The organism is Patescibacteria group bacterium (assembly GCA_034659915.1).
GTDB lineage: Bacteria > Patescibacteriota > WWE3 > JAUXAW01 > JAYEID01 > JAYEID01.
In genome coordinates this window covers 40,962-62,974 of the sequence record JAYEID010000002.1, presented here as the reverse complement: position 1 = coordinate 62,974, position 22,013 = coordinate 40,962, and the positions used below count along the sequence as shown (strand labels likewise).

18 protein-coding genes are annotated in these 22,013 nt (G+C 40.3%); 7 read left to right on the top strand and 11 right to left on the bottom strand.

Annotation, left to right across the window (positions count from 1 at the left end; genetic code table 11):
- The first annotated feature begins 149 nt into the window (after positions 1-149).
- The 4 genes from U9M98_00385 (at position 150) to U9M98_00370 (ending at position 3,775) form a co-directional block, all read left to right on the top strand.
- Positions 150-947, top strand: coding sequence for an ABC-2 family transporter protein (locus tag U9M98_00385; protein ID MEA2020174.1), 798 nt, complete (start codon positions 150-152; stop codon positions 945-947).
- 60 nt (positions 948-1,007) lie between these two features.
- Positions 1,008-1,796 (top strand): ABC-2 family transporter protein, encoded by a 789-nt coding sequence (locus tag U9M98_00380; protein MEA2020173.1) that lies wholly within the window; start codon positions 1,008-1,010, stop codon positions 1,794-1,796.
- 148 nt (positions 1,797-1,944) lie between these two features.
- On the top strand, positions 1,945-2,703 hold the full coding sequence (locus U9M98_00375; GenBank protein MEA2020172.1) for a transposase: 759 nt from the start codon (positions 1,945-1,947) through the stop codon (positions 2,701-2,703).
- 97 nt (positions 2,704-2,800) lie between these two features.
- A complete protein-coding gene (locus U9M98_00370) occupies positions 2,801-3,775 on the top strand; it encodes an ATP-binding cassette domain-containing protein (protein ID MEA2020171.1) in 975 nt (324 codons plus the stop codon).
- Positions 3,776-3,857: 82 nt separating this feature from the next.
- Here the strand turns inward: U9M98_00370 and U9M98_00365 are convergent, their stop codons facing one another.
- From U9M98_00365 to U9M98_00315, 11 genes are all read right to left on the bottom strand, one after another.
- On the bottom strand, positions 3,858-4,124 hold the full coding sequence (locus tag U9M98_00365) for a hypothetical protein (protein MEA2020170.1): 267 nt from the start codon (positions 4,122-4,124) through the stop codon (positions 3,858-3,860).
- A complete protein-coding gene (locus tag U9M98_00360) occupies positions 4,117-4,608 on the bottom strand; it encodes a hypothetical protein (GenBank protein ID MEA2020169.1) in 492 nt (163 codons plus the stop codon). The genes U9M98_00365 and U9M98_00360 overlap by 8 nt, the downstream gene beginning before the upstream one ends.
- A gap of 100 nt (positions 4,609-4,708) precedes the next feature.
- Positions 4,709-6,058, bottom strand: a complete 1,350-nt coding sequence (locus U9M98_00355; protein MEA2020168.1) for a glycosyltransferase — start codon at positions 6,056-6,058, stop codon at positions 4,709-4,711.
- Positions 6,059-6,250: 192 nt separating this feature from the next.
- Positions 6,251-6,337, bottom strand: coding sequence for a hypothetical protein (locus tag U9M98_00350; GenBank protein MEA2020167.1), 87 nt, complete (start codon positions 6,335-6,337; stop codon positions 6,251-6,253).
- Positions 6,338-6,544: 207 nt separating this feature from the next.
- Positions 6,545-8,044, bottom strand: a complete 1,500-nt coding sequence (locus U9M98_00345; GenBank protein MEA2020166.1) for a hypothetical protein — start codon at positions 8,042-8,044, stop codon at positions 6,545-6,547.
- Between the two features lie 69 nt (positions 8,045-8,113).
- A complete protein-coding gene (locus tag U9M98_00340) occupies positions 8,114-9,988 on the bottom strand; it encodes a glycosyltransferase family 39 protein (protein MEA2020165.1) in 1,875 nt (624 codons plus the stop codon).
- Positions 9,989-10,010: 22 nt separating this feature from the next.
- On the bottom strand, positions 10,011-10,934 hold the full coding sequence (locus U9M98_00335; GenBank protein ID MEA2020164.1) for a lysylphosphatidylglycerol synthase transmembrane domain-containing protein: 924 nt from the start codon (positions 10,932-10,934) through the stop codon (positions 10,011-10,013).
- A 30-nt stretch (positions 10,935-10,964) separates the two neighbouring features.
- A complete protein-coding gene (locus tag U9M98_00330) occupies positions 10,965-11,912 on the bottom strand; it encodes a glycosyltransferase family 2 protein (GenBank protein ID MEA2020163.1) in 948 nt (315 codons plus the stop codon).
- Between the two features lie 161 nt (positions 11,913-12,073).
- Positions 12,074-13,567, bottom strand: a complete 1,494-nt coding sequence (locus U9M98_00325; protein MEA2020162.1) for an oligosaccharide flippase family protein — start codon at positions 13,565-13,567, stop codon at positions 12,074-12,076.
- Positions 13,568-13,606: 39 nt separating this feature from the next.
- Complete coding sequence (locus tag U9M98_00320) at positions 13,607-15,808, bottom strand: DUF2079 domain-containing protein (GenBank protein ID MEA2020161.1); 2,202 nt, start codon at positions 15,806-15,808, stop codon at positions 13,607-13,609.
- Between the two features lie 42 nt (positions 15,809-15,850).
- Entirely contained in the window at positions 15,851-17,665 is a 1,815-nt protein-coding gene (locus U9M98_00315; protein ID MEA2020160.1) for a hypothetical protein, read from the bottom strand.
- 54 nt (positions 17,666-17,719) lie between these two features.
- On the opposite strand from U9M98_00315, the gene U9M98_00310 reads away from it, so the two are divergent.
- From U9M98_00310 to U9M98_00300, 3 genes are all read left to right on the top strand, one after another.
- Positions 17,720-19,144 carry a glycosyltransferase family 4 protein gene (locus tag U9M98_00310; GenBank protein MEA2020159.1) on the top strand — a complete coding sequence of 475 codons (1,425 nt, stop codon included), beginning with the start codon at positions 17,720-17,722 and terminating at the stop codon, positions 19,142-19,144.
- 157 nt (positions 19,145-19,301) lie between these two features.
- On the top strand, positions 19,302-19,610 hold the full coding sequence (locus tag U9M98_00305; GenBank protein MEA2020158.1) for a GIY-YIG nuclease family protein: 309 nt from the start codon (positions 19,302-19,304) through the stop codon (positions 19,608-19,610).
- A gap of 240 nt (positions 19,611-19,850) precedes the next feature.
- Positions 19,851-21,965: a glycosyltransferase family 39 protein gene (locus U9M98_00300; protein MEA2020157.1), complete on the top strand. Its 2,115-nt coding sequence runs from the start codon at positions 19,851-19,853 to the stop codon at positions 21,963-21,965.
- Positions 21,966-22,013 lie beyond the last annotated feature (48 nt).

Genomic DNA, 22,013 nt, shown 5'->3' with positions numbered 1-22,013 from the left:
AAACAGCCTTTATGATAAACTAAATGAGATCTGAAAAATCTAAAGCAAAGAACCGCCAAGGAAAAACCTTGGAGGTTTTTGGAACCTGCAAGGTTGAGGAATTGGCGGATGAGTTATTTAACCCGCGAACTAAATACAACTAGAGAACAATGAAAAAAGAAAAAGCAATAATAAAAACTGCAATAGAACAAACGTTAATTTCCCGCTCAAAAGTAATCTTCAGGTTAACTCTTTCCGCAATTTCATTGGTTACAACCATCCTTATCTGGCAGGCAGTTTACAATGCAAACCAACAGATTAGCAACTATACCTTACAAGAAATGGTTACCTACAGCTTTCTCTCATTTCTTTTGAACAGAACCAGCTTATCAATCCATTGGAGAATAAGTCACGACATCGGGACGGGGGAGATTAACAACTACCTTCTTCTCCCCTTCCATTACCTGCATTTTCGTTTTTTAAAAGCTTTTGGCTCCCGCCTTATTGCTGATACAATTCTCAGCCTACCAGTATTTATCGGGCTCGCTTGGATTTACAAAAATTATCTCCTGCCACCAAATTCCCTTCAACACCTGGCTTTGATTTTTCTCCTTGTCCTTCCCCTAACTCTTTTTTTAAATCTTTTCTACACATCAATAATTGGTCTTTCCGGTTTTTGGACAACAGAAATCAGTGGTTTGTTCTATCTTATTGGCTCAATTTCCAAATTTGTTGGCGGCGCCCTTCTTCCACTCTCTGCCTTCCCCACTTCCTGGCAAAAGGTCCTCAACGCACTACCATTTCGTTATCTTTATGCCTTCCCAATTGACGTCTATTTAGGAAAACTTACTATGCTAGAAATTGGCGTGGGTCTCTTTGTTCAAGCACTTTGGGTACTGTCTTTCTATATTATCTTAAAAATCATCTGGCACTTTGGAATCCGTCGCCACGAAGCCTACGGAAGTTAGCAAACCAGAGAATCCTTTAGGGTTTGCGAAGCAATCCCTAAAGGTTTCGATCAAAAAATCATGAAAAGATACATAAAACTCTACTTACAATTTATAAAAAATGCCTTTATCAAAGAATCTATGTTTAGGGTGAACTTCATCTCCCACACTATCGCGGAACTGATTAACGTAACTATTGGAGTTCTCGGGTTACACATCATTTTCGGGCAAATTACTTCCCTAGGCGGGTGGGATTACCAGGAAATTCTGCTTCTATATGGAACAGCTAATATTATCCGCGGATTGTACTTCGGCCCCTTCATCAAAAATATGCACGGGGTTGTCCAACACGTCCGAAAAGGTACCCTTGATTTTTCACTCTTATTCCCCGTATCATCCCAATTCTATGTCTCAACCCGTGAAATTCGATTATTCACCGTAACCCCTCTAGTAAGTGGCCTATTTATCATAATATATAGCCTTGGCAATCTTAACCTTTCCCCCTCAATACCAATCATTTTCACCTACGCATCTTTCATTTTCTGCAGTGTAATTTTGTGCTATGCACTATGGTTCATTAGCGTTACGCCAGCCATCTGGTTTCCTCAACTCAGAGAAATCCACGAAGTTTTTATCAGCCTCTACGGCTTCTCCCGCTACCCACCCGAAATCTTCAGTAGATCGGCAATGCTTTTTTTCACCCTTATCATACCTCTACTTATCCTAGCCGCCGTACCAACAAAAGTGCTCTTGAACAAAGCCGGCCTTTTTGAAACTTTCTGGCTCCCCACCGCCGCCCTCATTCTCCTTTACCTATCCAACCGCTTCTGGCATTTTGCCCTCCGCCACTACAACTCCGCCTCCTCCTAACCACCTAAACACTTCCAAAACACCACCCTGAATAAACTACTTATAAGGGCAACCTTATCTAGAGGCAGCCTCTAGATATCCCTTCACCAACAACAAAAAAACAATTAAAAGCTTTACAAAAGATAAAAGATTGAGTATCATTAACTCGATGGATAGAAACCCTTTAAGAACAGGGAGAATCTACCACATATACAACCGAGGAGTAGAAAAGCGCGAAACATTTCCTGACCCCAGTTACTACAAACGTTTTATTTTCCTCCTTAAGCATTACTTAAAATACGATTATCCTTACAGTACCCTACTAAAACGACTTAAACAGTCACAAACAGAGCCCAGCAAACAGACAATTCTAAAACACTTAGAACAAAAACGAATCAAGCCTCCAGTAGACATAATTTCCTTTTGCTTAATGCCTAATCATTACCACATTACACTTAAACAGCGAGTAAAAGATGGTATTTCTTTTTTCATGCACAAAATTGGCGTTGCATACACTAACTACTTTAATATTAGACTAGAAAGAACTGGCCGGTTGTTTGAAGGACCTTACAAAAGTGTTCTAATAGAATCAAATGAACAGTTGGTACATCTAACTCGATATCAACACATTAACCCACGTAAGCTCAGGCTGGAAAGCAAAAATAAACTAGTTGAGTACCCGTGGTCTAGCTTATCTACATACCTAGAAGAAAATTATGGCAATTTTATTAACCCCCAAGTTGTAACTAGCTTGTTTAAGTCCCCTAGAGAATACTTGGAATTTGTCATGGCTGAAGTCGACGAATTTGAGCCTCTACGTCTAGAAACAGTAGCCTTAGATGATGATTTTGGTTGGTTCCAAAAGTTCAGATCTCAAAAAAAGGCTTACAAAAAGCATTTACGAGAACAATTCAAGAACACACTGTAAAAACAACCTTATCTAGAGGCAGCCTCTAGATATTATTGTAACAATAGTCATAATAAGAAAAGGGTTTACTAAATAGGACTATGCTACAATTCACCCAATGGCGGCAATTGCAGTTAAAAATTTAAAAAAATATTACAGAGTTTTTCATAAAGAACCCGGACTAAAGGGTTCCCTAAAATCTTTAATTAAACGAAAGTACGTAAACGTAAAAGCGGTGGACGGGATCAATTTTTCAATTGACGAGGGGGAACTGGTTGGTTTTATCGGTCCTAATGGCGCAGGGAAAACAACAACCTTAAAATGTCTTTCTGGGCTCCTCTACCCTACCGCAGGCGAAGTGACCGTTCTAGACTACGAACCAAAAGACCGGAAAAACGAGTTTAAAAAACAAATTTCTCTGGTCATGGGACAAAAAAACCAACTCTGGTGGGATCTGCCGGCCCAGGAAACTTTTCGGCTGAATAAAGAAATCTACGAGGTTCCGGAAAAACAATATAGAGAAACTCTGAATGAACTTGTTGAACTTTTAGATATTGGAGAGATTTTAGACGTGCAAGTTCGAAAGCTTTCCCTGGGACAAAGAATGAAGTGCGAGCTGATCGCCTCACTCCTCCACCAACCAAAAGTTCTCTTTCTTGACGAGCCAACAATTGGTTTGGACGTAGTAATGCAAAAGAAAATTCGCGATTTTATTCAGGAATATAACAAAAGATACAAAGCAACAATTATTCTCACCAGCCACTACATGGAAGATGTCAGAAGCCTATGCGAGAGGGTAATTATGATAAACAAAGGCGCTCTTGCCTTCGATGGACCCGTTAAAAAACTAATTACTGATCACGCCACTTACAAAATATTAGTTGTGATCTTTGGAAATGATGTAAAAGAAAAAGACCTCGAGAAAATAGGTAAAGTAACTGAATTCACACCACATAAAGCAATTATTCAAGTTCCCAGAAAAGAAGCAACGGAAAGAGCAGCAAAACTACTTTCTGAATTTCCTGTAGACGATTTGTCTATTGATGAACCACACCTAGAAGAAATTATTAGAAAGATTTTTAATAACTATTAAAACCCAGTTCTTCGCCTTCCAAAAAAAAAAAAAAAAAAAAAAGCAGGGATACTCCTTCGAGCTTCCCTGCTCATGTTGAAAACTATATATACTGCCTTAATGCCAGCAACATTATAATCAAGTAGAAACCGACAGCACCGCATCCCGTTCCCCACTCCCTTCTTACTAATGCCGCATATGCAATTATCAGCAAGCCTACACAGATAACAGCCAAGATTGCAAGAATCGCGTACACCAGTATTGGAAACCTTTCCGGCAAGGGTATAAACATTGCAATCACTATATGTATCCCCAACAAGAAAATTATGACAAAACCAAAAACCACTCGCTGTAGATCTGCCTTAGTCACTCTCTAGCTCCTCCTTGTACTTTTCTTCAAGCCGGGAACTAAGCTTGAAAAATTCTCTCGACAACTCCGAATCCCTAACTACAAGAGCACTGCCCACACCACTCAAAATGCGAGGCAACAGCTGTCGATATAGCGCTTTATCGTGCAAAGCAATTTTTAATGCCTCACTATAGCAATTGAGCGCATCATCAACTGCTGACTCTGCTTCCCTTTCTAAATGAGCATCAGCAATAAGAGCCAAGACTTGAATCTCCTTAGCTCTATCACCTAAGGATCTAAATATCTCTAGAGCCTTAAATAGGGCTTCTCCCCTTTTACCTCGATCCCCTGTGTGCTCAGCCACAGCTGAAATTAACAAGTAAACCTCACCTCTCTTCTCAGGAGTATCTGCAACCTCCAAAGCTTCCTCTGCCTCTTTCAAAGCAGACTCAAAATCCCAATCTTCCAAACACCCTATTACCCGACCCACCCATTCATCATTCACCGCTATTACCCCCTCTTGTACTCTACATCTCAAACCAAACTATATATCCTGAACCTAAACCAAATTATAACCTATATATGAAAGGGTCGCAATGTATACACTACGAAGAAAGCTTTGAAGTAACAATCTGAAGCATTTTTTCCACCTTATTGTTCCATGAATTTTGACGAGCAATGCGCATACGCTTCTCTACTTTCTCCTTGGAATTTTCGTCTAATGCTTTTTGAATCAACTTACCAAACTCCTCGTCATCTCCAGCAATATAAGAAACGTCAGCAAAATCTTCGTAGGCAGGGAGATTGGTAACCACAGTGGGCAATCCAGCCGCCAAAGCATCCAAAAACTTAACCGGAAAACAACCCTTTACCGTATAGTCGTTTAGATTATAGGGAATAATGTAAACATCAAACCGGGCAAAAAACGCGGGCATTTCTTCATACGGACGTTCGCCAATAAAATAAACATTTTCAAGTCCTTTAAGGTCACAAAGATCAGGCTGGTCGCCCGCTACTCCAGTTGGTCCTACCAAAACTAAAGATTTTTCCGGATGGTCCTTAGCAACTCGAACAAGAAGAGGGAGGTTCACTTTGTAATCGTCAATTGCTCCGGTAAAGCCGATAATTGGTTTTGGTACTCCGGAAAATCCCGTCCTTTGAGCCGCAAGGACGGGACTTTCCTTTGGCAACTTTTCCTCGCCGGTTCTTCTTTCTTCTCCTTCATTTGAAATTTGAAATTTGTCCGCCGGCTCGCCTCGATTCGGTGAAGCGGGCTGGCGGGTTATAATTTCCGCTTTAGCCGCAGGGGCAAAGCGTGCATAGTCTCCCGCATTTCCCACGTAATAAACGTTGTCATTCCGCTGCCGGAGCTTCTCCGCCAAATTTTTAGTTGTTGCAAAAATAAGGTCAGCACGGCTCGCAATCTGCTCCTCCTTCTTCGCAATCTCATCAGAAAGCCCCAGCCGCTGGTAATTAGCCATAGAAGGATAATCATCCACACAATCATAGACCAATAACTTGTGTGGTATCTTCTCAATATACTCAATCATTGCTGGATTATAAACCCAAAGGATAGCTTCGCCATCAAAAAATTCCGGAACCCTCCTTTTCATTCGGTTAACGTTGAAACGAGTAAGGTTTGGTGATTCGGAAGGCACAGAGGTCAGAGGGGTAAAGACTTTTAAAGTAGCGATCGGCAAGGACAAAAGCCAGGTTCTAAGACCAGTCCCAGAACCTGGCTTTGGGGAATTGCCGACCGGAGCGTAAAACCCTGAAAGTAACCTTCCCAAACCCCAACGCCCTTGGAAAATTTGTTTTATTACTTTGCGAAAACGAATTGGAGGATCAATAAAAAGAACTCGATGCCCCCGCTCAGCCACCCGGGTAGCCACGTGCCATTTGTTGGTCTTTAAAGGGTAGTCGAAGAGTTGGTTAGAAAGAAAAATAATTTTCATTGGAAAAATTTCAAATTAAAAAGCTCAAATGTCAATTCAATGTCAAAACCCAAATTACAAAACAGAAAACCCTTACTTTTTCTTCTTACCTAGCAAAATAGCTGAAAATATCAAAGTTAATTCCTGTGCCTCCTGCCAAAGAACTTTACATTGCTTAGAGTAGCGTGGCGCTGCTTTTGAAATCATTCTCAGTCAATGCTTTGTTTCCTTTGCTTCCTTCTTACACAAAGCTATTTTATGCTTGAAATCTTTTTTTGACTCTGCACCATCAGCCTCCATATAATTTGCCCCAATGCTCGTTCCTGCTCTAACCACATGACTAACCAACACTCTATTTATTGTTCCACTTTAATCTTTCTAGCAAAATCAATAATAGCTTCTCCAAATTTAGCTGTTCTCTCCTCAAGATCATAATAGCTCTTCTTTGAATTTTGACATCTGTCATTCATTTGATATTTGGATTTTGAAATTTGAACTTCATAAAACTTATCTTACCAAACTGGTTGGCTTTCCTTGCAGTTTTGCAATTAGCCGTCGCACGTAATAAAGCATCTCGCTGTTCTTGACTGACCAAAGCCAAGCCTGCTGATCAGGCCCCTCATCAAACAAGTTGTGCCAAACACCATCAAAAAAAGCTATCCCTGCAAGCTGAATTCCCACTGACCATACAGCTGCCAAGTAAAACCAATATTTTAACTTATTCCAATACTCAGATTTAACAAAAGGTACCCACAAAAAGGCAAGAAAAGGAATCATATCACTCATCATCCGATATCCAAAAGCCCAACCACCATACCAATGGTACCACTTGCCGACGACAAAGGAATGGACAAACACGCACAGAAACACAAAGTAAAATAAAACAAGTTTCCCCCGCGCTTCTATACGTCGGCAAATTCGAAGCACGAAATCCGAAATCCTAAACAAATCCGAATTACCTAAATTCAAATTTTCAAAACGTTTTGAATTTTTGTCATTTGAATTTTGTATTTGTTTAGGATTTAGAGTTTCGGATTTAGGATTTTTATCAGCTAACTCATCAGCGACTAAAATCCATACACTCACAAACGAAAACAGAAAAACGGGCGAATAGATTAGCACGCCTTTGCTTGGAGAAAACCAAACTCCTAAAAACCCCTGTGGAAAGGGTGCTGTCCAATTGGAACCAACTTGAGAAGCATAACCAGCAAAAACACCTTTATGCATACCAGGGACAGCCAAAAAAACAGCAACAGGAAAAAGACCAAGAGAAACATATTTTAAAAAATTAACCCAACTGTAACGAAGTAGAAAATACAAAGACAGCAACAAAACTGCCACAGCTCCTGTTGGACGAGCAAGAGTTGCCAAGCTTAAAAAAAGTCCCGACCAGGGTGCTTTATTTGGAGAATCAAATCCCAAAACAAGGAAGTACAAAGCCAAAGAAAGCATAAGCTGACTAGCAGTATGCTGCCACAAGCCCTGGGAAGTAAGAGCAAAAGAGCACGTGCCTAATGCGTAAACCAACGCAAGAATCACAGGTCGCCTTCCGCTTACCGCCATCCGCCGAAAGATCAAATATATAAACACTGCAGATAGCGCAACAATAAAAGAGGCGGAAATGTGGCCAAGCAATGCTACAGTTTCAAAAGTAACTGGTAACCCTAGTTGGAGAGGAACAAAATAAACAGGAATAGCAAGTAATCCTGTAATAACAGGAAAAGCGGAATAAAAATGACCATCAACTACTCTTAAATAAAAGGGAATACTTTCCCCGTCTGGATGAGGATGCTCAGAAATGAGCATCTCAAAGTACTCATCCAAATCGAGGTTTCCCTCTACACTGACCGAAGCAGGTATAAATAATGCTGGCAATGTATCGTGACTTTGAATAGCGGTATCGTTAATACCCGTTTTACAAACAAAAAACCAGGAAAAGAAAAATATAGAAAAAGAAATTACAAAAACAAAAAACGCTCTAGAAAAAAAGATGTCTTTTAAATCCATATATATCCTATTTTACCAAAGATAATCACCTCCTCAAACTTCAAACAAACGTGGAGCACTTACTTGGGGTCACTCTTGTATATTTTTAAAAATCCAAACATAAGGACCGCGGCGAGTTGGTTTTTCGTTACTATACTCCTGAACTAATTCAAAACCATTATCAGCCATTTTTTCCAGCATATAATCTTGTTTTTCATTAGTAACAAGCACAAAATCGTATTGCCCAAACTTATCCAAAATACTAAGCTTTTTGTATGTCTTATACTTTACACCTTCTACAGTTAATTCAATAGTTTCTGTTCCTACAATTGCAACCCTAGATCCCAGCGAAACATTTTCACCTACCCATTGACTAGCTTGCGTTCTCGTATCTACACGTGAATATACCAACCCAGTGTAAAAAGAGCGATACAAAGGAACTACAAAAACAAACAAGATAAGTGCAAAGAGTACGCTACGCGCGGAAATCCCAAATGTCCCACCTTCGCCGCCCCTATTTTTGATCTGTCGTTTTGAAACTTGAGATTTATTTAGATTTTGTGATCTGGTGCTTGGTACTTCTGCCGAATTCCATAAATAACTAGCAAAACGACCGATTTTTGCTGTAAATCTTCCCACTACCAATGCAAGAAACGGGTATACCGCTAAGAAATAGTGAGGATTAAACTTCTTCCCCCGCATAACAAATAAACAATAAAAAACAGGAAAGAAGAGCAAAAAAGCAAGTCTCGCTAATTGCCATGAAAAAGCACTTTGGCAAGACCCGTCCTTGCAAACATTCATTCTGACAGGTAATTTAAATTCTATCTTAATAATCTTTTTAAGTAGTAAACATAAAAACTCACCAATTGAAAAAAGGACTATTAAATAAAGGGTCCAAGAAAGATCCTTAGGTAAAGAACTTAAATATTTAAAATTGGCAAAATACTCCGCCCAGCTGGAAACACTACCAGTTTCTTCTAACAACCAAAGAAAACCCCGCCCATACTCATAAGACCAAAAGGTTTTAAAATCAAAAAGAATGTAAGGAGTACCAAGAAAGAAAACAAGTAGAGCAGAGAGCCCAGAAACAAAAACTTTCAAAAGCTTCTTTGAGAAAAAAGTCGCAACAAACTTTGTTTCTTCTCCCTGGCTTTTTAACCAAATTTGCAAACAGTGTGCCAAAACAATAACTAACAAAATAAAGACACCGTTATACTTAGTTGAAGCAGCCAACCCTGCAAATATTCCAGCAAAAATATAATTGCGCCAAGCAGAACTTTTTAAAACTTTCGCCGCAAAATACATGGACCAAGCAAGCCAAAACACCATAGGAACATCAACTGTTGCCAAGTGAGAATCTCTTACATGGAGTGGAAAGACCGCAAACGCCAAAGCAGAAAGCAAAGAAGCTATATTACTAAAATCACCGAACCAACGGCCTAGGAAAGACCCGTCCTTGCGAGAGCTGGATTGACGGCCCGCCAAATCTCCCCCGCCGCATTCCTCAGCCCCAGGGGCTGGGTCTGCAGAAGCCCCAGGGGCTTCTCCTGCGACAACCTCCTCCCCTACAAACAAAACCCTCCCTGTAAGATACACAGGAACAATAGTCAGCGCACCAAGAAGCGCATTAAAAACACGCACAATCAAGTAATAGATTGCGGGGTCTTTCCAAAAGAACGGGATTATCTGCATCAAAAGAAGTTGCAAACCCACAATCTGAAAAAAACCGCGAACTAGGTAAAAAAAAGCTAAAACACCAAAAGAAAGATAAAAATGCAAATGAGGCCAGTCAAAATGTCCAGGATTAGGATTAAAACGAATCCCAATAGCACTCCGAACCAAAGCTGGTTCATCTATATTATAAATAAACGGCCAACCGTGCCAGATACCGAAAAGACGAAGAATAAGAGCAAGAACAAAAATGACTAAAAGAAGTCTGTCTATTTTTATTTTCTTAAGCATAAGCTACAAAAAATTAACCCAATTAAACTCGAGAGGAGGTTGAAACAGATTCCTCAACTTCTTTTGGAGGTGGGGTGCCATTTCCAAAAGCTTCTAGCGCATAAATTAAACCTCCTACCAAGGAGATCACAAACCTCATTGCGTGATAAACAAGGGAAGCAGCCACAGCGCTTTCACCAGCAACTCCTAGCAAAGGAAAGGCGCGCGAAAATAAAATATCCTGAACTCCCAAACCATTAAAAGAAATAGGAAGAAAGGCAATAAAATTAATAAGCGGCAATACAAAAAATGCCTTGCCCAAAGGAGGGTAAAGATCTAAAGCACGAAAAGCTAAAAGTTGCGCTCCTACAGAACAAAGCTGAACCCCAAAAGAAAGCAAAAAAGCTTTCAAAAGAACTCTATACTTATTTTGATAAGCATAAATAAGTCCTTGAAACTCGGCGATTTTCGGATGCCAAGGAGAAGCAAACTTCAAAAACCACAAACCAATCGCAGCCAAAACTAAAAAAGCAAGAAAAACGCCCAAACCTCTAATTCCCAAAAAACTAATTAATCCAAAAGAAGAAAGGCAAAAAAGTGCGAAAAGACCCACAAATCTATCCATAAAAGTAGCCGCTATGCCCTGAACACCGTCTCCAAGCTCCTTACCCAAGCGGTACATCTTATACGCATCCCCTCCTACACTAGAAGGCATAAAATTATTAAAAAATCCCCCTAGATAATAAAACTTAAGAAGAGTTAAAAAAGAAGGAGAGTCCTCTTCAAGAAGTACACTCCAACGGACAGCACCAATAAAGTAGTTGAAAGCAACAACAGCCGCACCGAGAAGGAAAAAAGCAAGATTTGCAGTAGCAATTGTTTGCCAAAGCTCACCAAAATCTACCAAACGAGAGAGCAGAAAAAAAAGCCCAACACTAACTATTACTTTTATAATTGTTTTCTTCATTGGAAGATAGGTCCGATAGGACTAATACGACTAATCCAAAAACTCCCTCACCGCATAAATTTTCTTGTTTTGCGACTCAAAATAAGTCCGCATCACTATCTCACCCAAAAGACCCATGGTTACAAACTGCACACCCAAAACCATCAACAGCACAGCTAGCAGAAGAAGGGGTCTCTGTCCAATTGATTGATTCAACCCAAATTTCACGTACGTCAAATATAACGAAAAAACAAATCCCAAACCTCCAAGCACAACACCTAGCAGTCCAAAAAACTGAATTGGTCTTGTACCATAACCCAAAAGAAACTTAAGAAGAACCAAATCCAAAAGAACACGTACTGTACGTGAAAACCCATATTTAGAAGAACCAAACTCTCGCGGCTGGTAGTTTACCGGGACCTCGGCAATTTTAGCTCCGTAACGAGTTGCAATTGCAGGAACAAACCGATGCATTTCCCCGTAAAGCTCAACATGCTCCAAAACTTCCGCCCGATAAGCTTTGAGAGTACACCCTGTATCATGAAGTTCAAGTCCTGTTACTCTTCGGACCAGAAAATTAGCTATCTCAGAAGGAACACGGCGGACAATCTTTTGAAGTAACCCTCCAACCCACCGGTTTTGCCGCCAACCAGAAACAATATCATAACCCTCATCAAGCTTATCCAAAAGCTTTGGAACATCATTTGGATCATTTTCTAAATCTGCATCAATAGAAACAACCACGTCGCCCTGCGCATAATCAAAACCTGCAGCCAACGCAGCAGTCTGCCCAAAATTTCGGCGAAAATCAACTACCTTAAAGCGGGAGTCCTGCTTATGAAGCTTTTTTAGAACTCGCAAAGAATCGTCGCTAGAACCGTCATTTACAGCAATAATTTCGTACTCCTCATCTATCTTTGATAAAGTCTTAGTTAAACGGTCATAAAGCTTCCCGAGACTTTTCTCTTCATTATAAATTGGTATAACTACTGACAACATATTAAAAATTTAACTCCTCTCGGAACATGTCCCCATAGCCCTGCCTTACCGGCAGGCAGTTTTAGCGAAGGGGGTTATAAATAAGTATTATTACAGAAATCATCAAAACAAGAATAACATAAACTAAGCGCACCTCCAACTGTAAAATAGGCAAGAACCAGCTAAAGTCGCTTATTTATAAGCTCGCAAACTCTACTAAATTTTAATATCCCAAACCTGTCCACAAAATAAGCAAACGCAAGAAAAATCACGATAAAGAACAAAGCTTTAAAAACCAAACTAGAAAAAACAAGATACAAAGCAAAAAGAGGTATAGAAATAATCATTAGCACAACAGTCTCCCGCCTAAAAATGCTAATTCCGGGATAGCGCAAAAGAGCAAAAGCTTGCCAAAGTAGTGCTAAATCGCTTCCCAGAAACATCGCATATGCCATTGCATAAAGACCGTCTGGTAAAACAAAAAACGATACTGCAGTTCCCACCAATAGAATTAAATAAGAAACAATCATGTCTCGAGTCATCTTAGCTGGAATTAATATACTAGAATTAATAATATTGACAAAAGAATAACACCAAAAAGCAACAACTAACCAAGGAACAAGAGGCAAAGTAGCATTATATTTACTTCCTACTACTATGTAAAAAAGCTCAGGAGACCAAAAAACAGCAGTAGCAGCAGAAAATGTAATAAAAGCAAAAATCTTCTTAAAATTAGAATCAAATTCTTGCCTAAACTTCTCCAGCCCATCCCCAAAACTTTCTGAAAAAACAGGAAGATTAACTGCAGTTACCGCATCGGACGCAGTCATAAGTTTGGTTGCAAAAAACAAACCAAAATTAAATATACCCAAGTCCGAAGCGCTAACTACTCTACCTAACGCCAACGGCCCGAATTTTTCCCAAAGAGTAAATAAAATTTTAACAATATAAATAGAAAAACCTACAGAAAAGATCCGTTTTCCATAAACAATAAGCCGATTCCATCCTAAATTACGAAACAGTTTTTGAACCAAAGCAGGAAACTGTTTCAGAGGAAACGCTAAATAACCAAACTGTTTACTGAAACAATCAATTGCCAAAACAAAAAGAGCAAAAGAATGAATTATGGCTAGACCCAACATTGCCCAAAAGTAACCGTAAAACCCAAATTTTAAAATTAAAGGAATATATAAAGCCAAGCTGACTAAAGCAATTGCTACTTGAAAAACAAACAATTGCTTAAATCTCTTAAAACCTGAAAGCACTGCATCAAAAATACCCTGAACAGACTGAACAAAAAGTGTTACTGCAAAAATCCTAATTGGAAAAGCAATCTCTGGATGAGAGTAAAACTTCCGAGCAACCAAGGGAGCAGAAAAGAAAAGAACAAGAGAAAGCAAAACAGCCACACTTAACCGGATAAAAAAAGATGTAACAAAGATCTGGAATTTTTCGCGCACGTCCTCATTCGCAGCAATTTCCCTAATTGTTCCCGAAACCAAGCCCAAGTGCAAAAGAATTCCAACCACACTTCCCAACGAGGTAACCAAACCAACCAACCCGTACTCTGCTGTGGAAAGATAACGGACAACAAAAATGCTTTGCAGAATACCAATGCCCATGGCTGCAAAGCGCGAAATCATACTAAAAAATTGCCATTTAACTAATTTAGTCATCTCTATATACAAAACATTTGAAAAAAATAAAATAAATCCTTATTTCACAATTACCTGCCCTAACTCTACGGCGTCCTTCAGCTTAACATTTCCTGACATTTCTGTGGGAATAAGTTCATACCAACCAAGACAAATTTTATAAATCCCCGGAGAAACATTTTGCGGAATTTCTAATGTTTGCTCAAAGCGAGATAAGTGCACATCCCTGCCAAGTGGCAAGAAAATTCCGTACACAGCATCGTAAAAACTAGTAAATTTTTCTCCGTTGGGAACCAAAGCCACAAAGGGCATAGATCCTAAAGAGTTTCCACAAGGCTTGGTTTCATCTGCAAAAGAACATCTCCATCCTAGCTCAAAACTAAACTCCTCGCCCTTCATAACTTCCTCCGGAGCAGAAAAATTACGAACAACAATATCGCGACTTAACCAACCATAATCCTCCTCTACCCGTGGTTCAAGCTCTTGATAAAGACTAGCTGACAAACCATTTTCAAATACAACCAAACCATTTCCGGAAAGACCAACCCCAAAAGAATCGCTTTCCTCTAAATCCCAAAGCAGTTTACGCAAAAGTTGAGAAATACTTTTTTCACTACTTCCCGAAAACTTAGGAGGACCGCTAAGATCCACAACCGCGTATTTGGAATCCCGCCAGCGTAAAGGAAAAAAATTATAATTATCTCTAAATACCAGCTTTGCCCCAAGAGAATTTGGCCCACTTATGGATCCTGATTTATCCTTTAAATATTCAAAAACCAAATCGTACCCACCACTATGACGGGGGTTTAGAATATACACACTAGTAGCTTTTCGCGGCTTTAATACTTGCTTTGCAGGTTCTTCAGTAGCTCCAACTTCATCCCGATCACCGCTATCTGTCACAGGTTCTTTATCACTTGCCGCAGAAGACTCCCGATCCCCGTCACCAGAACTCGTGCCACCCAACAGAGCAGCAAGCCTTTCCAATTCTTGCTCTTCTGCCCATTTCCTAACCACTAGCAAGACATCGCTTCTACCAATTACCACTGGGTTAACCACAACAGGATTTTCTGCATTCCATGCCACAAAAACTGAAAAAACAAAAACTGCCAAAGCTGGCAAATATTCTAACTTATAACTACCTTTCCGTAATAACTTTTTCACTCTATCTGCACCTAGAACAGCAGCATAAGCTACAATTGGAATGATTAAAGAAATATAATGTAAAACACCATAGTGGCGGTGGGTCATAAAAGCGCCCTGCGAGAGAACATTTATCAAATACTGGGGAACAGCCAAAATAAGCGCACCGGGAGCAAATAGCGGCAAAAATCCCCAAGGAAGCAAAATTCTTTTTAAATACTTCCAATCAAAAGCTGCAGAAAGAAATAAAAAAGGCTTTCTAATAGGAAAAGTAACAAGATCAATCAAACTATCCCCCAAGTGCGCATAACGAGAAATAAAAGGGTTCTCCCGCAAATCTACCCCCAATTCTGCTCCCAACCCCAACTGTTGCATATACACTTCTGCACTTTGAATCCGCGCCTCACCAAAAGCAGGAGAAACAACAAAAAAGTATCCAACAAACCAAAGCACTCCCACAGAAAATAAACCCCACCCCAATTTAGCTTGCTTCTTTACAAATACTGCGTACAAACCCAAGAGAGCAATAAAAAGCGATGTCTGCTCCTTAGAAATAAGCACCAAAAAAGCCATGAGCAAAAACCAAATTAAATCTCGCTTTTTCAGGCTCTTAGAGTACTTGTCCAAGAAGTAAAAACTAAGCAGCACAAAAGGAATAGCAAAAGTTATACCGTGAAAAGCATCCAAAGCTAAATAACCAACATCTGCATTAAACAAGTAAGCAGCGGCAAAAAGAAAAGAAGCAAATTCGGAAAAATTAAACTCCTGCGCAAGCAGATAAATAACCACCCCACTTATTGATAAAGCAAGGCACTGAGCAACAACCAATACCAAAGGAGTCTTAAAAATAGTAAAAAAAGGAACAAAAAGGAGAAGGATAAAATCAGCGTGGTTTGAAAGTCGGCTGATCTGCGCACCAAATTCATTTGTATACACAAAAAAGTCACCTTGAAGTGTGTTATAAACAACCTGGGCAGCATTACCCAAATCAAACTTTCCAATATTGTAATTGTTGTACCAAAAAAAAGCTAACCGGAGCGCCACTGCCAAATGCAGTCCAACAGCAATCAAAACCAAAATTAACCAGAAATTTTTCCTAATAAATAATTTTAAATCCATTTTAATAAATTCTTATTATTCGTAGCTACACCCCAAAAGTACTCAGCGCGCCTGGTAAATATTATATACAGGAGTGTTGTTAACCTCTATCACCTCAACAAGATCAAAAAGCTCAGGATCTATTTCCAAATTACGCTCCGACCAAACAGGAAGAATAATAAAGTCTGCGGTGCTCAGCCCTTCCACATCTTGCGTATCTCGTACATATCCAGGCAAAAATAGTCGAAACTGCCCAGGATTAAAAGTATAAACAACAGGAGTTTTTTCCAATTCCAAGCTATTAAAAAATTCACCTACTCGAGAAGCGCCAAACACCCAATCAGGCTGTATTATACCCACAGTACCTTCCAAACCCTCAGCCAAAGGCGAGCGGTAAGCTAAATAATCCGGAAACAACCCTCGAGTAGAACCCATAAAGGCTACAAAAAGCAACAATGCCACTACTACATTAAATCTAGAAATCAAAACCTGTTTGAGATTTGAAAATCCGAGTTCAAACCTTTTCAGCCAAACAACCAAGATTTTCTTGGCATTATACAGGCCAACGCCACCCAATACAGCCAAGGCTGGGTACAAAGGCAAAGAATATCTTTCTAGCTTTTTGGAAGGAACAGATATAAAAATGTAAAAAAGAATGACAAAAAGAGAAAAAGCCACTGTCAAACCCTTCTTTTTTAAAACAACTCCCAACTTTTCTTTTTGACATAAAGACCTTAGAGTTTTTGCAGTACAAGAAAAAACCTCATAAACAACCAGAACCAAAAGCCACGGTGACAACCGAATCCACAAGCTCATTAAATAAAACAAGGGTCCAGGATCTGTAGTCCGTTGACCAAAAAAGTAGTTTCCGTGCCCGCCAAATCCTTCCAAAGTAATACCAGAATAATAAAGTTGAAGAGTTTTTAGAGGCTGCACCCACATTACCGGCCAAAAAGCAGTGAAAGTTGCCGCAAGCACCAAAATCCAAATCCCAAATGACAAAAAATATTCCTTCCACAAAGAGGCCGCCGGGAAAACCTCCAAGGTTTCTGCGGATTTAACCTCGGAGATTAGAGAGGCGGCTGGACGAACCCTTTTTAAAAATAATTCCAATAACACAAACAGACCCACAAAAGGAATAAGAAATAAGGCGGTGCTTTTAGTAAGCAAAGCCAGGCCAGCAAACACCGCGGAAAGCATCAAACACACTAGCAAGGGAAAACCGCTGCATGGAAAGCCCCAGGGGCTAGGTCCGCAGAAGCCCCTGGGGCTTGGGAATGCGGCAGTTCGATTTAACCTCCGGAGTTGAGGAATTGGCTGGCCTTCATCACCGCCGCTGACCTCCCTATTTTGATTCCCCGAAAACTCGAAATAGCACAGGAGTGCCAACACAGAAACAAACATAAACATGGAAAGTAGCCCATCAAGATGAAAAATCCTAGTGTGAGCCAAAAAATGAGGTTCAAAAGTTAAAAGCAGCACAGCAAAAAAAGCAATGGTAGTGTTTGTCAATCTCCGCAAAAGGTAAAAAGCAAAACTAAAAAGAGCGGCAAATACCAACACAACAAAAAACTTCTGCACAAAGTGCAATTCAAATACTTGCTGATCTCCGCTAGGTAAAGAACCGCGAAATAAACTGTTAAATGCGTTGTACACTTTTATCCCCACAGTTCCAATCCACATCAGCGTAACCCCAGGATGCGAAGACTGGACAGTTTGTGCAAAGTCTAAACCAAACAAACCACTACAAAAATTATAGGAACGCGCTTTCCAACGAAAAGCATCTGCGTTGAAAATTCCCGTGCCAAGCTTTGGCAAGCGCAAAAAAACAGAGAAAAGAAAAATAGAAATTTCACGCCAGAGCTTCTTTATCTTCACACCTCTATTAAAGCACAACTAGAACTACCAACCAAATATGCTATTCTTACCCTAATGAAAATACTTTTAATTTCTTCCAGATTTTTTCCTTTTACTGGAGGGGTCGAAAATGTTGTTTTAAATCTGGCAAAAGAATTTAAAGCAAAGGGTCATGAAGTATTAGTTATTGCTTCCCAAATGGGTAAGGCAAAAGAGAAAAAAGCTCAAGTGGACGGCATAGATGTTCAACGAGTCTGGTTAAACTTACCGCGATCACTTCTGGGTTTCCTTGCGTTCCCCTTTCGTTTCCTAACCGGTCTAACCAATCTCGTTCGACTTGTTTCTAAATATAACCCGGACATTGTCAACTACCACTTTCCGGACGATTCCTCGGTCTATGTCTGGTTAGCGTTAGCCGCAGGAGAAGCCCCAGGGGCTTCTGCGGACCCAGCCCCTGGGGCTGAGGAATGCGGCGACCTATTCTCACCCAACCCTGCACCTCTAATCCTCAACATCCACGGCAATGATCTACAAGTTTTTGGAAAAAAGCTGTGGTACCGGTTCTTCCTAAAAAAACTAATTAACCGCGCAAGAAAAATTATTGTTAACTCCGAATACATAAAAGAAGACCTTACCAATAACTTTCCCCAAGCCGAGAAGAAAATTGAAATAATTGCTAACGGTGTTGACCAAAAATTTTTCCAAATCGGAGACCTTTTAAAAAGTAAAGTCCCGTCCTTACAAAAAGGACGGGACTTATCACCCACAAAATCATCCTGCACCGGCTGCCCCTTAGCCCAAGTAGGTGCCTGCGCCGCCGCAGGAGAAGCCCCTGGGGCTTCTTTTCCGCAGCCCCAGAGGCTAGGGAACCTGCCTTGCCGGCAGGCAGGTGCGGCGGTTGAGAAGTTAGCCGACCCTCAAAAATTGGCGAGTCTTTCCCCCTACATTCTTTACCTCGGCCGTCTAGTACCAAAAAAAGGTGTGGATACCTTAATCAAAGCCTACGCAAAAGTAGAAGACGAGTTGAACAGTAATTTAGTTATTGTCGGCGACGGTACCAGCCGCAAAGAATTAGAAAAATTAGTAAAAGTAAAAAACCTAGAGGAAAAAATCAGCTTTGTGGGATTCAAATCAGGGATCGAACTGCTTCAATACATACAAAACGCAAACTTTACAATTATCCCCTCGTACAGAGAACCCTTCGGCATTGTTGCCTTAGAGTTAGCAGCAGCAGGTAAACCAATAATTGCCTCTAAGACTGGGGGCCTCGCCGAAATACTTGAAGATGGAAAAACCGCACTTCTCTTCGAAACTAAAAACGCCGAGGAACTCGCGGAAGAGATGATAAGATTAGAAAAGAATGCAGAATTACGCAGAAACTTAGCAGAAAATGCGAAAGAAATGGCGAAGGGTTATAGGTGGGAAGCTGTTGCAGAAACTTATCTAGAAACTTTTCAGGGCAACAGATCCATTTCGAGGTCTGCCGAGAAATCAAAATAGGAAAAATCTTTCTTTTGTGATTTCTCGCTCTAAGAATCACTCGAAAAGGGAAATAAACCTATCACCCATTTCGAAATACTCTGAGAAATCAAAATAGGAATAAATCCTTTTATTGTGATTTCTCGCTCCAAGAATCGCTCGAAAAGGAAGAAATAAAATGTTTTTCATTTACATACTTAAACTTAGAACTGCACGATATTATACTGGGATGACCAACGATCTAAAGTTAAGATTCTGGAAGCACCACAATGGCCTTGGCCCTAGTTATACCAAAACAAGAAGACCGTTGAAATTAGTTTATTTTGAAATGTGTGATACTAAAAGAGAGGCCCTGAAACGAGAAAGGCAAATCAAAGACTATAGCCAAAAGAAGAAGGAAGATCTAATCGACAATATGTCAGAAGAAAGAAAAAAACAAATAGAACATCTGAATGAAACAATTAAGACAACTTGGAAAGAACCTTGAATCTACAATTCCCTTTTCGAGGCCTGGGGAGAAATCAAAATAGGGATCTTCTTATATTGTGATTCCTCAGTCGGGACTCCTTCGAAAAGGTAAGTAACCCTATGGACCATTTCGAACGAATCCCAACAAAGCGGAAAGTCTCATTAAGTCAAAATAGGAATAAATTCTCTTACTGTGATTTCTCGCTCCAAGAATCGCTCGAAAAGGGAAAAGAGATTTTTAATTAACTCGAAATAGAAAATGAAAAAACTAAAACTAACACAAAAGATAACACTTATCATCACGCTCGCCTACTCCGCCTGGGTTCGGTTGCAGGATTTAGGATACGCGGAATACCAAGGTGACGAAATTCTTACTCTAGACTTCCGTTACTTTCAGGGCAGCTTTATTCAATACCTCCTGAGCCGCGATAAAGGCCCTTTACAATTTGTTATCAATTGGTTGACATATAACTTAACAGGTACCTGGGAAGAATGGATAATTCGCCTGCCTTACGCCCTTGCTGGTATTGCCTTTGTCTATGTACTTTTCGAAGTTACACGAAAGCTCACAAAAAACAATTGGGCAGGCATACTTAGTGCAGCACTAGCAGGAACTAACGGTCTGTTCATTGCTTTTTCAAGGATTACCCAATACCAAGCCTTTGTGCAGTTGTTACTTGGTTTAATTATCTTATTTCTCCTTGCTGTTGAGAACAAAAAGGCTGGCCAAGGAAAAGAACCAGGTTCTAAGACCGGTCCCAGAACCTGGTTCTGGGGAATTGGGCAGCTTCCACTAGCAGGATCGTTGTTTGGAATTGCAAATATAAAATCAAAGCCGGGCGATTCCCCGGCCGCCGCAGGAGAAGCCCCTGGGGCTTCTTTGACTGCAGCCCCAGGGGCTGGGGAATGCGGCTACTTTTGTTTAGCCGGATTACTCTTCGGAATTGCAGTACTCGCCCACTACGACGCGCTAACCTTCCTTGCCTTTATTTGCTTCTATTTCGGAAAAGATCTAATATCCCGTGTCATTCTGAGGAGTGAGTCTCCAAACGACGAAGAATCCCCCGCGACTAAAGACCACCTACAACAAAGCACGCAGCATACAGCAGAGGATTCTTCGGCCTCCCAGCAGCCCGGGAGACCTCAGAATGACTGCAATTCTATAAAGCTTGGATTTTGGAAAAAGAAAGCCCTAGCCTTCTTCACACCTTTTCTAATTCTAACAGCAAGTTTCTACGTTCCCTTTTTTCTAAACTCCACCGCCGGAGAAACCTCAAACTATTTGCAAAGAAGAGTCCTAGGGAGTGGTTTCATGCCCCGCACCCTTTATAGCAAAATTCTTATGAAATTCTATATGCCGAAAGAGATGATTTTTGCGTTGGTAATTCTTTCTTGCCTTTCTCTATATTTCATCATTCGCAATTCTCAATTCCCTCTTCTCAAAAATACATCCGCTTTCCGCACACCGCTCTCCGCCTTCCGCAAACTAATCCCTATCACCTATTACCTATTACCTGTTACCTTAATTTTCACCTTCTGGTTTTCTACCCAATGGATCAAACCGCGCGGATCCACTTTAATGTTTTACACTTTAACCCTAATTACCCTTGGCGTTCTTTTCTTTACCCCAAAAATTGATAAAATCAAAGCCAGCCTTTTTGCCTGGTTTCTAGCTTCTTCTTGTTTTTACTTGTTCTTCAACAAAACTCCCCGCACCCATGTTTATATTATCTTTATCCCCTTGTTTATCCTTTCAGGTTATACGATTGCGAAAACCTTTTCCCTTCTCAACGCAAAGTCTAGAGCTGGCCAAGGAAAAGAATCAGGTTCTAAGACCGGTCCCAGAACCTGGTTCTGGGGAATTGGGCGGGCAGTCCAACTTATTACAGTATTAGTCGGTATCTATATTACTACTACAACGCTAACCTACAACCACAAAATCTTCGTCGAAAAAAGACCCGAATATATGTGGGGAAGTAAAAAAGTTTTTGGTCGAGAAATGATTAGTATTGACAAAAATCTTGCCAACAAAGTCCAAGGAATCTTTGGTTTCCCACACAGACGTGGTTGGGAAAAGATAGCAAAGCTTTACAAAAACGGTTGTTTAACAGGGAGCTACAGTACCAACGAGAAGGCTCGCATTCCCGCTTTTTACCTTGGAAAAGAACCAATTGCAGACCAAGAAAACGTTTTTGAAAAAGACGCAGATAATATAATTATAGTCGAGGCTCCTATCAGCTGGTACTACGAAAGTCTAGACAAAACTCTGGATAGCTACATAGAACTAAAAACATACTTCATCGCTAACCACCCAATAACCAAAATCTACGGGAAAGAAAGTACATACCCAAACGGCAAAACGCTCTGCGAATAGTATTTTGCAAGGACGTTTGCAAGGACGGGTCTTGCGAGCCTTAATCTT

Coding starts and splice junctions, on each gene's coding strand:
- U9M98_00345 (MEA2020166.1), bottom strand. CDS start 8,044: ATGGATTTAAAAGACATCTTTTTTTCTAGAGCGTTTTTTGTTTTTGTA.
- U9M98_00370 (MEA2020171.1), top strand. CDS start 2,801: ATGGCGGCAATTGCAGTTAAAAATTTAAAAAAATATTACAGAGTTTTT.
- U9M98_00380 (MEA2020173.1), top strand. CDS start 1,008: ATGAAAAGATACATAAAACTCTACTTACAATTTATAAAAAATGCCTTT.
- U9M98_00385 (MEA2020174.1), top strand. CDS start 150: ATGAAAAAAGAAAAAGCAATAATAAAAACTGCAATAGAACAAACGTTA.
- U9M98_00340 (MEA2020165.1), bottom strand. CDS start 9,988: ATGCTTAAGAAAATAAAAATAGACAGACTTCTTTTAGTCATTTTTGTT.
- U9M98_00375 (MEA2020172.1), top strand. CDS start 1,945: ATGGATAGAAACCCTTTAAGAACAGGGAGAATCTACCACATATACAAC.
- U9M98_00350 (MEA2020167.1), bottom strand. CDS start 6,337: ATGGAGGCTGATGGTGCAGAGTCAAAAAAAGATTTCAAGCATAAAATA.
- U9M98_00310 (MEA2020159.1), top strand. CDS start 17,720: ATGAAAATACTTTTAATTTCTTCCAGATTTTTTCCTTTTACTGGAGGG.
- U9M98_00355 (MEA2020168.1), bottom strand. CDS start 6,058: ATGAAAATTATTTTTCTTTCTAACCAACTCTTCGACTACCCTTTAAAG.
- U9M98_00330 (MEA2020163.1), bottom strand. CDS start 11,912: ATGTTGTCAGTAGTTATACCAATTTATAATGAAGAGAAAAGTCTCGGG.
- U9M98_00325 (MEA2020162.1), bottom strand. CDS start 13,567: ATGACTAAATTAGTTAAATGGCAATTTTTTAGTATGATTTCGCGCTTT.
- U9M98_00320 (MEA2020161.1), bottom strand. CDS start 15,808: ATGGATTTAAAATTATTTATTAGGAAAAATTTCTGGTTAATTTTGGTT.
- U9M98_00300 (MEA2020157.1), top strand. CDS start 19,851: ATGAAAAAACTAAAACTAACACAAAAGATAACACTTATCATCACGCTC.
- U9M98_00335 (MEA2020164.1), bottom strand. CDS start 10,934: ATGAAGAAAACAATTATAAAAGTAATAGTTAGTGTTGGGCTTTTTTTT.
- U9M98_00305 (MEA2020158.1), top strand. CDS start 19,302: ATGTTTTTCATTTACATACTTAAACTTAGAACTGCACGATATTATACT.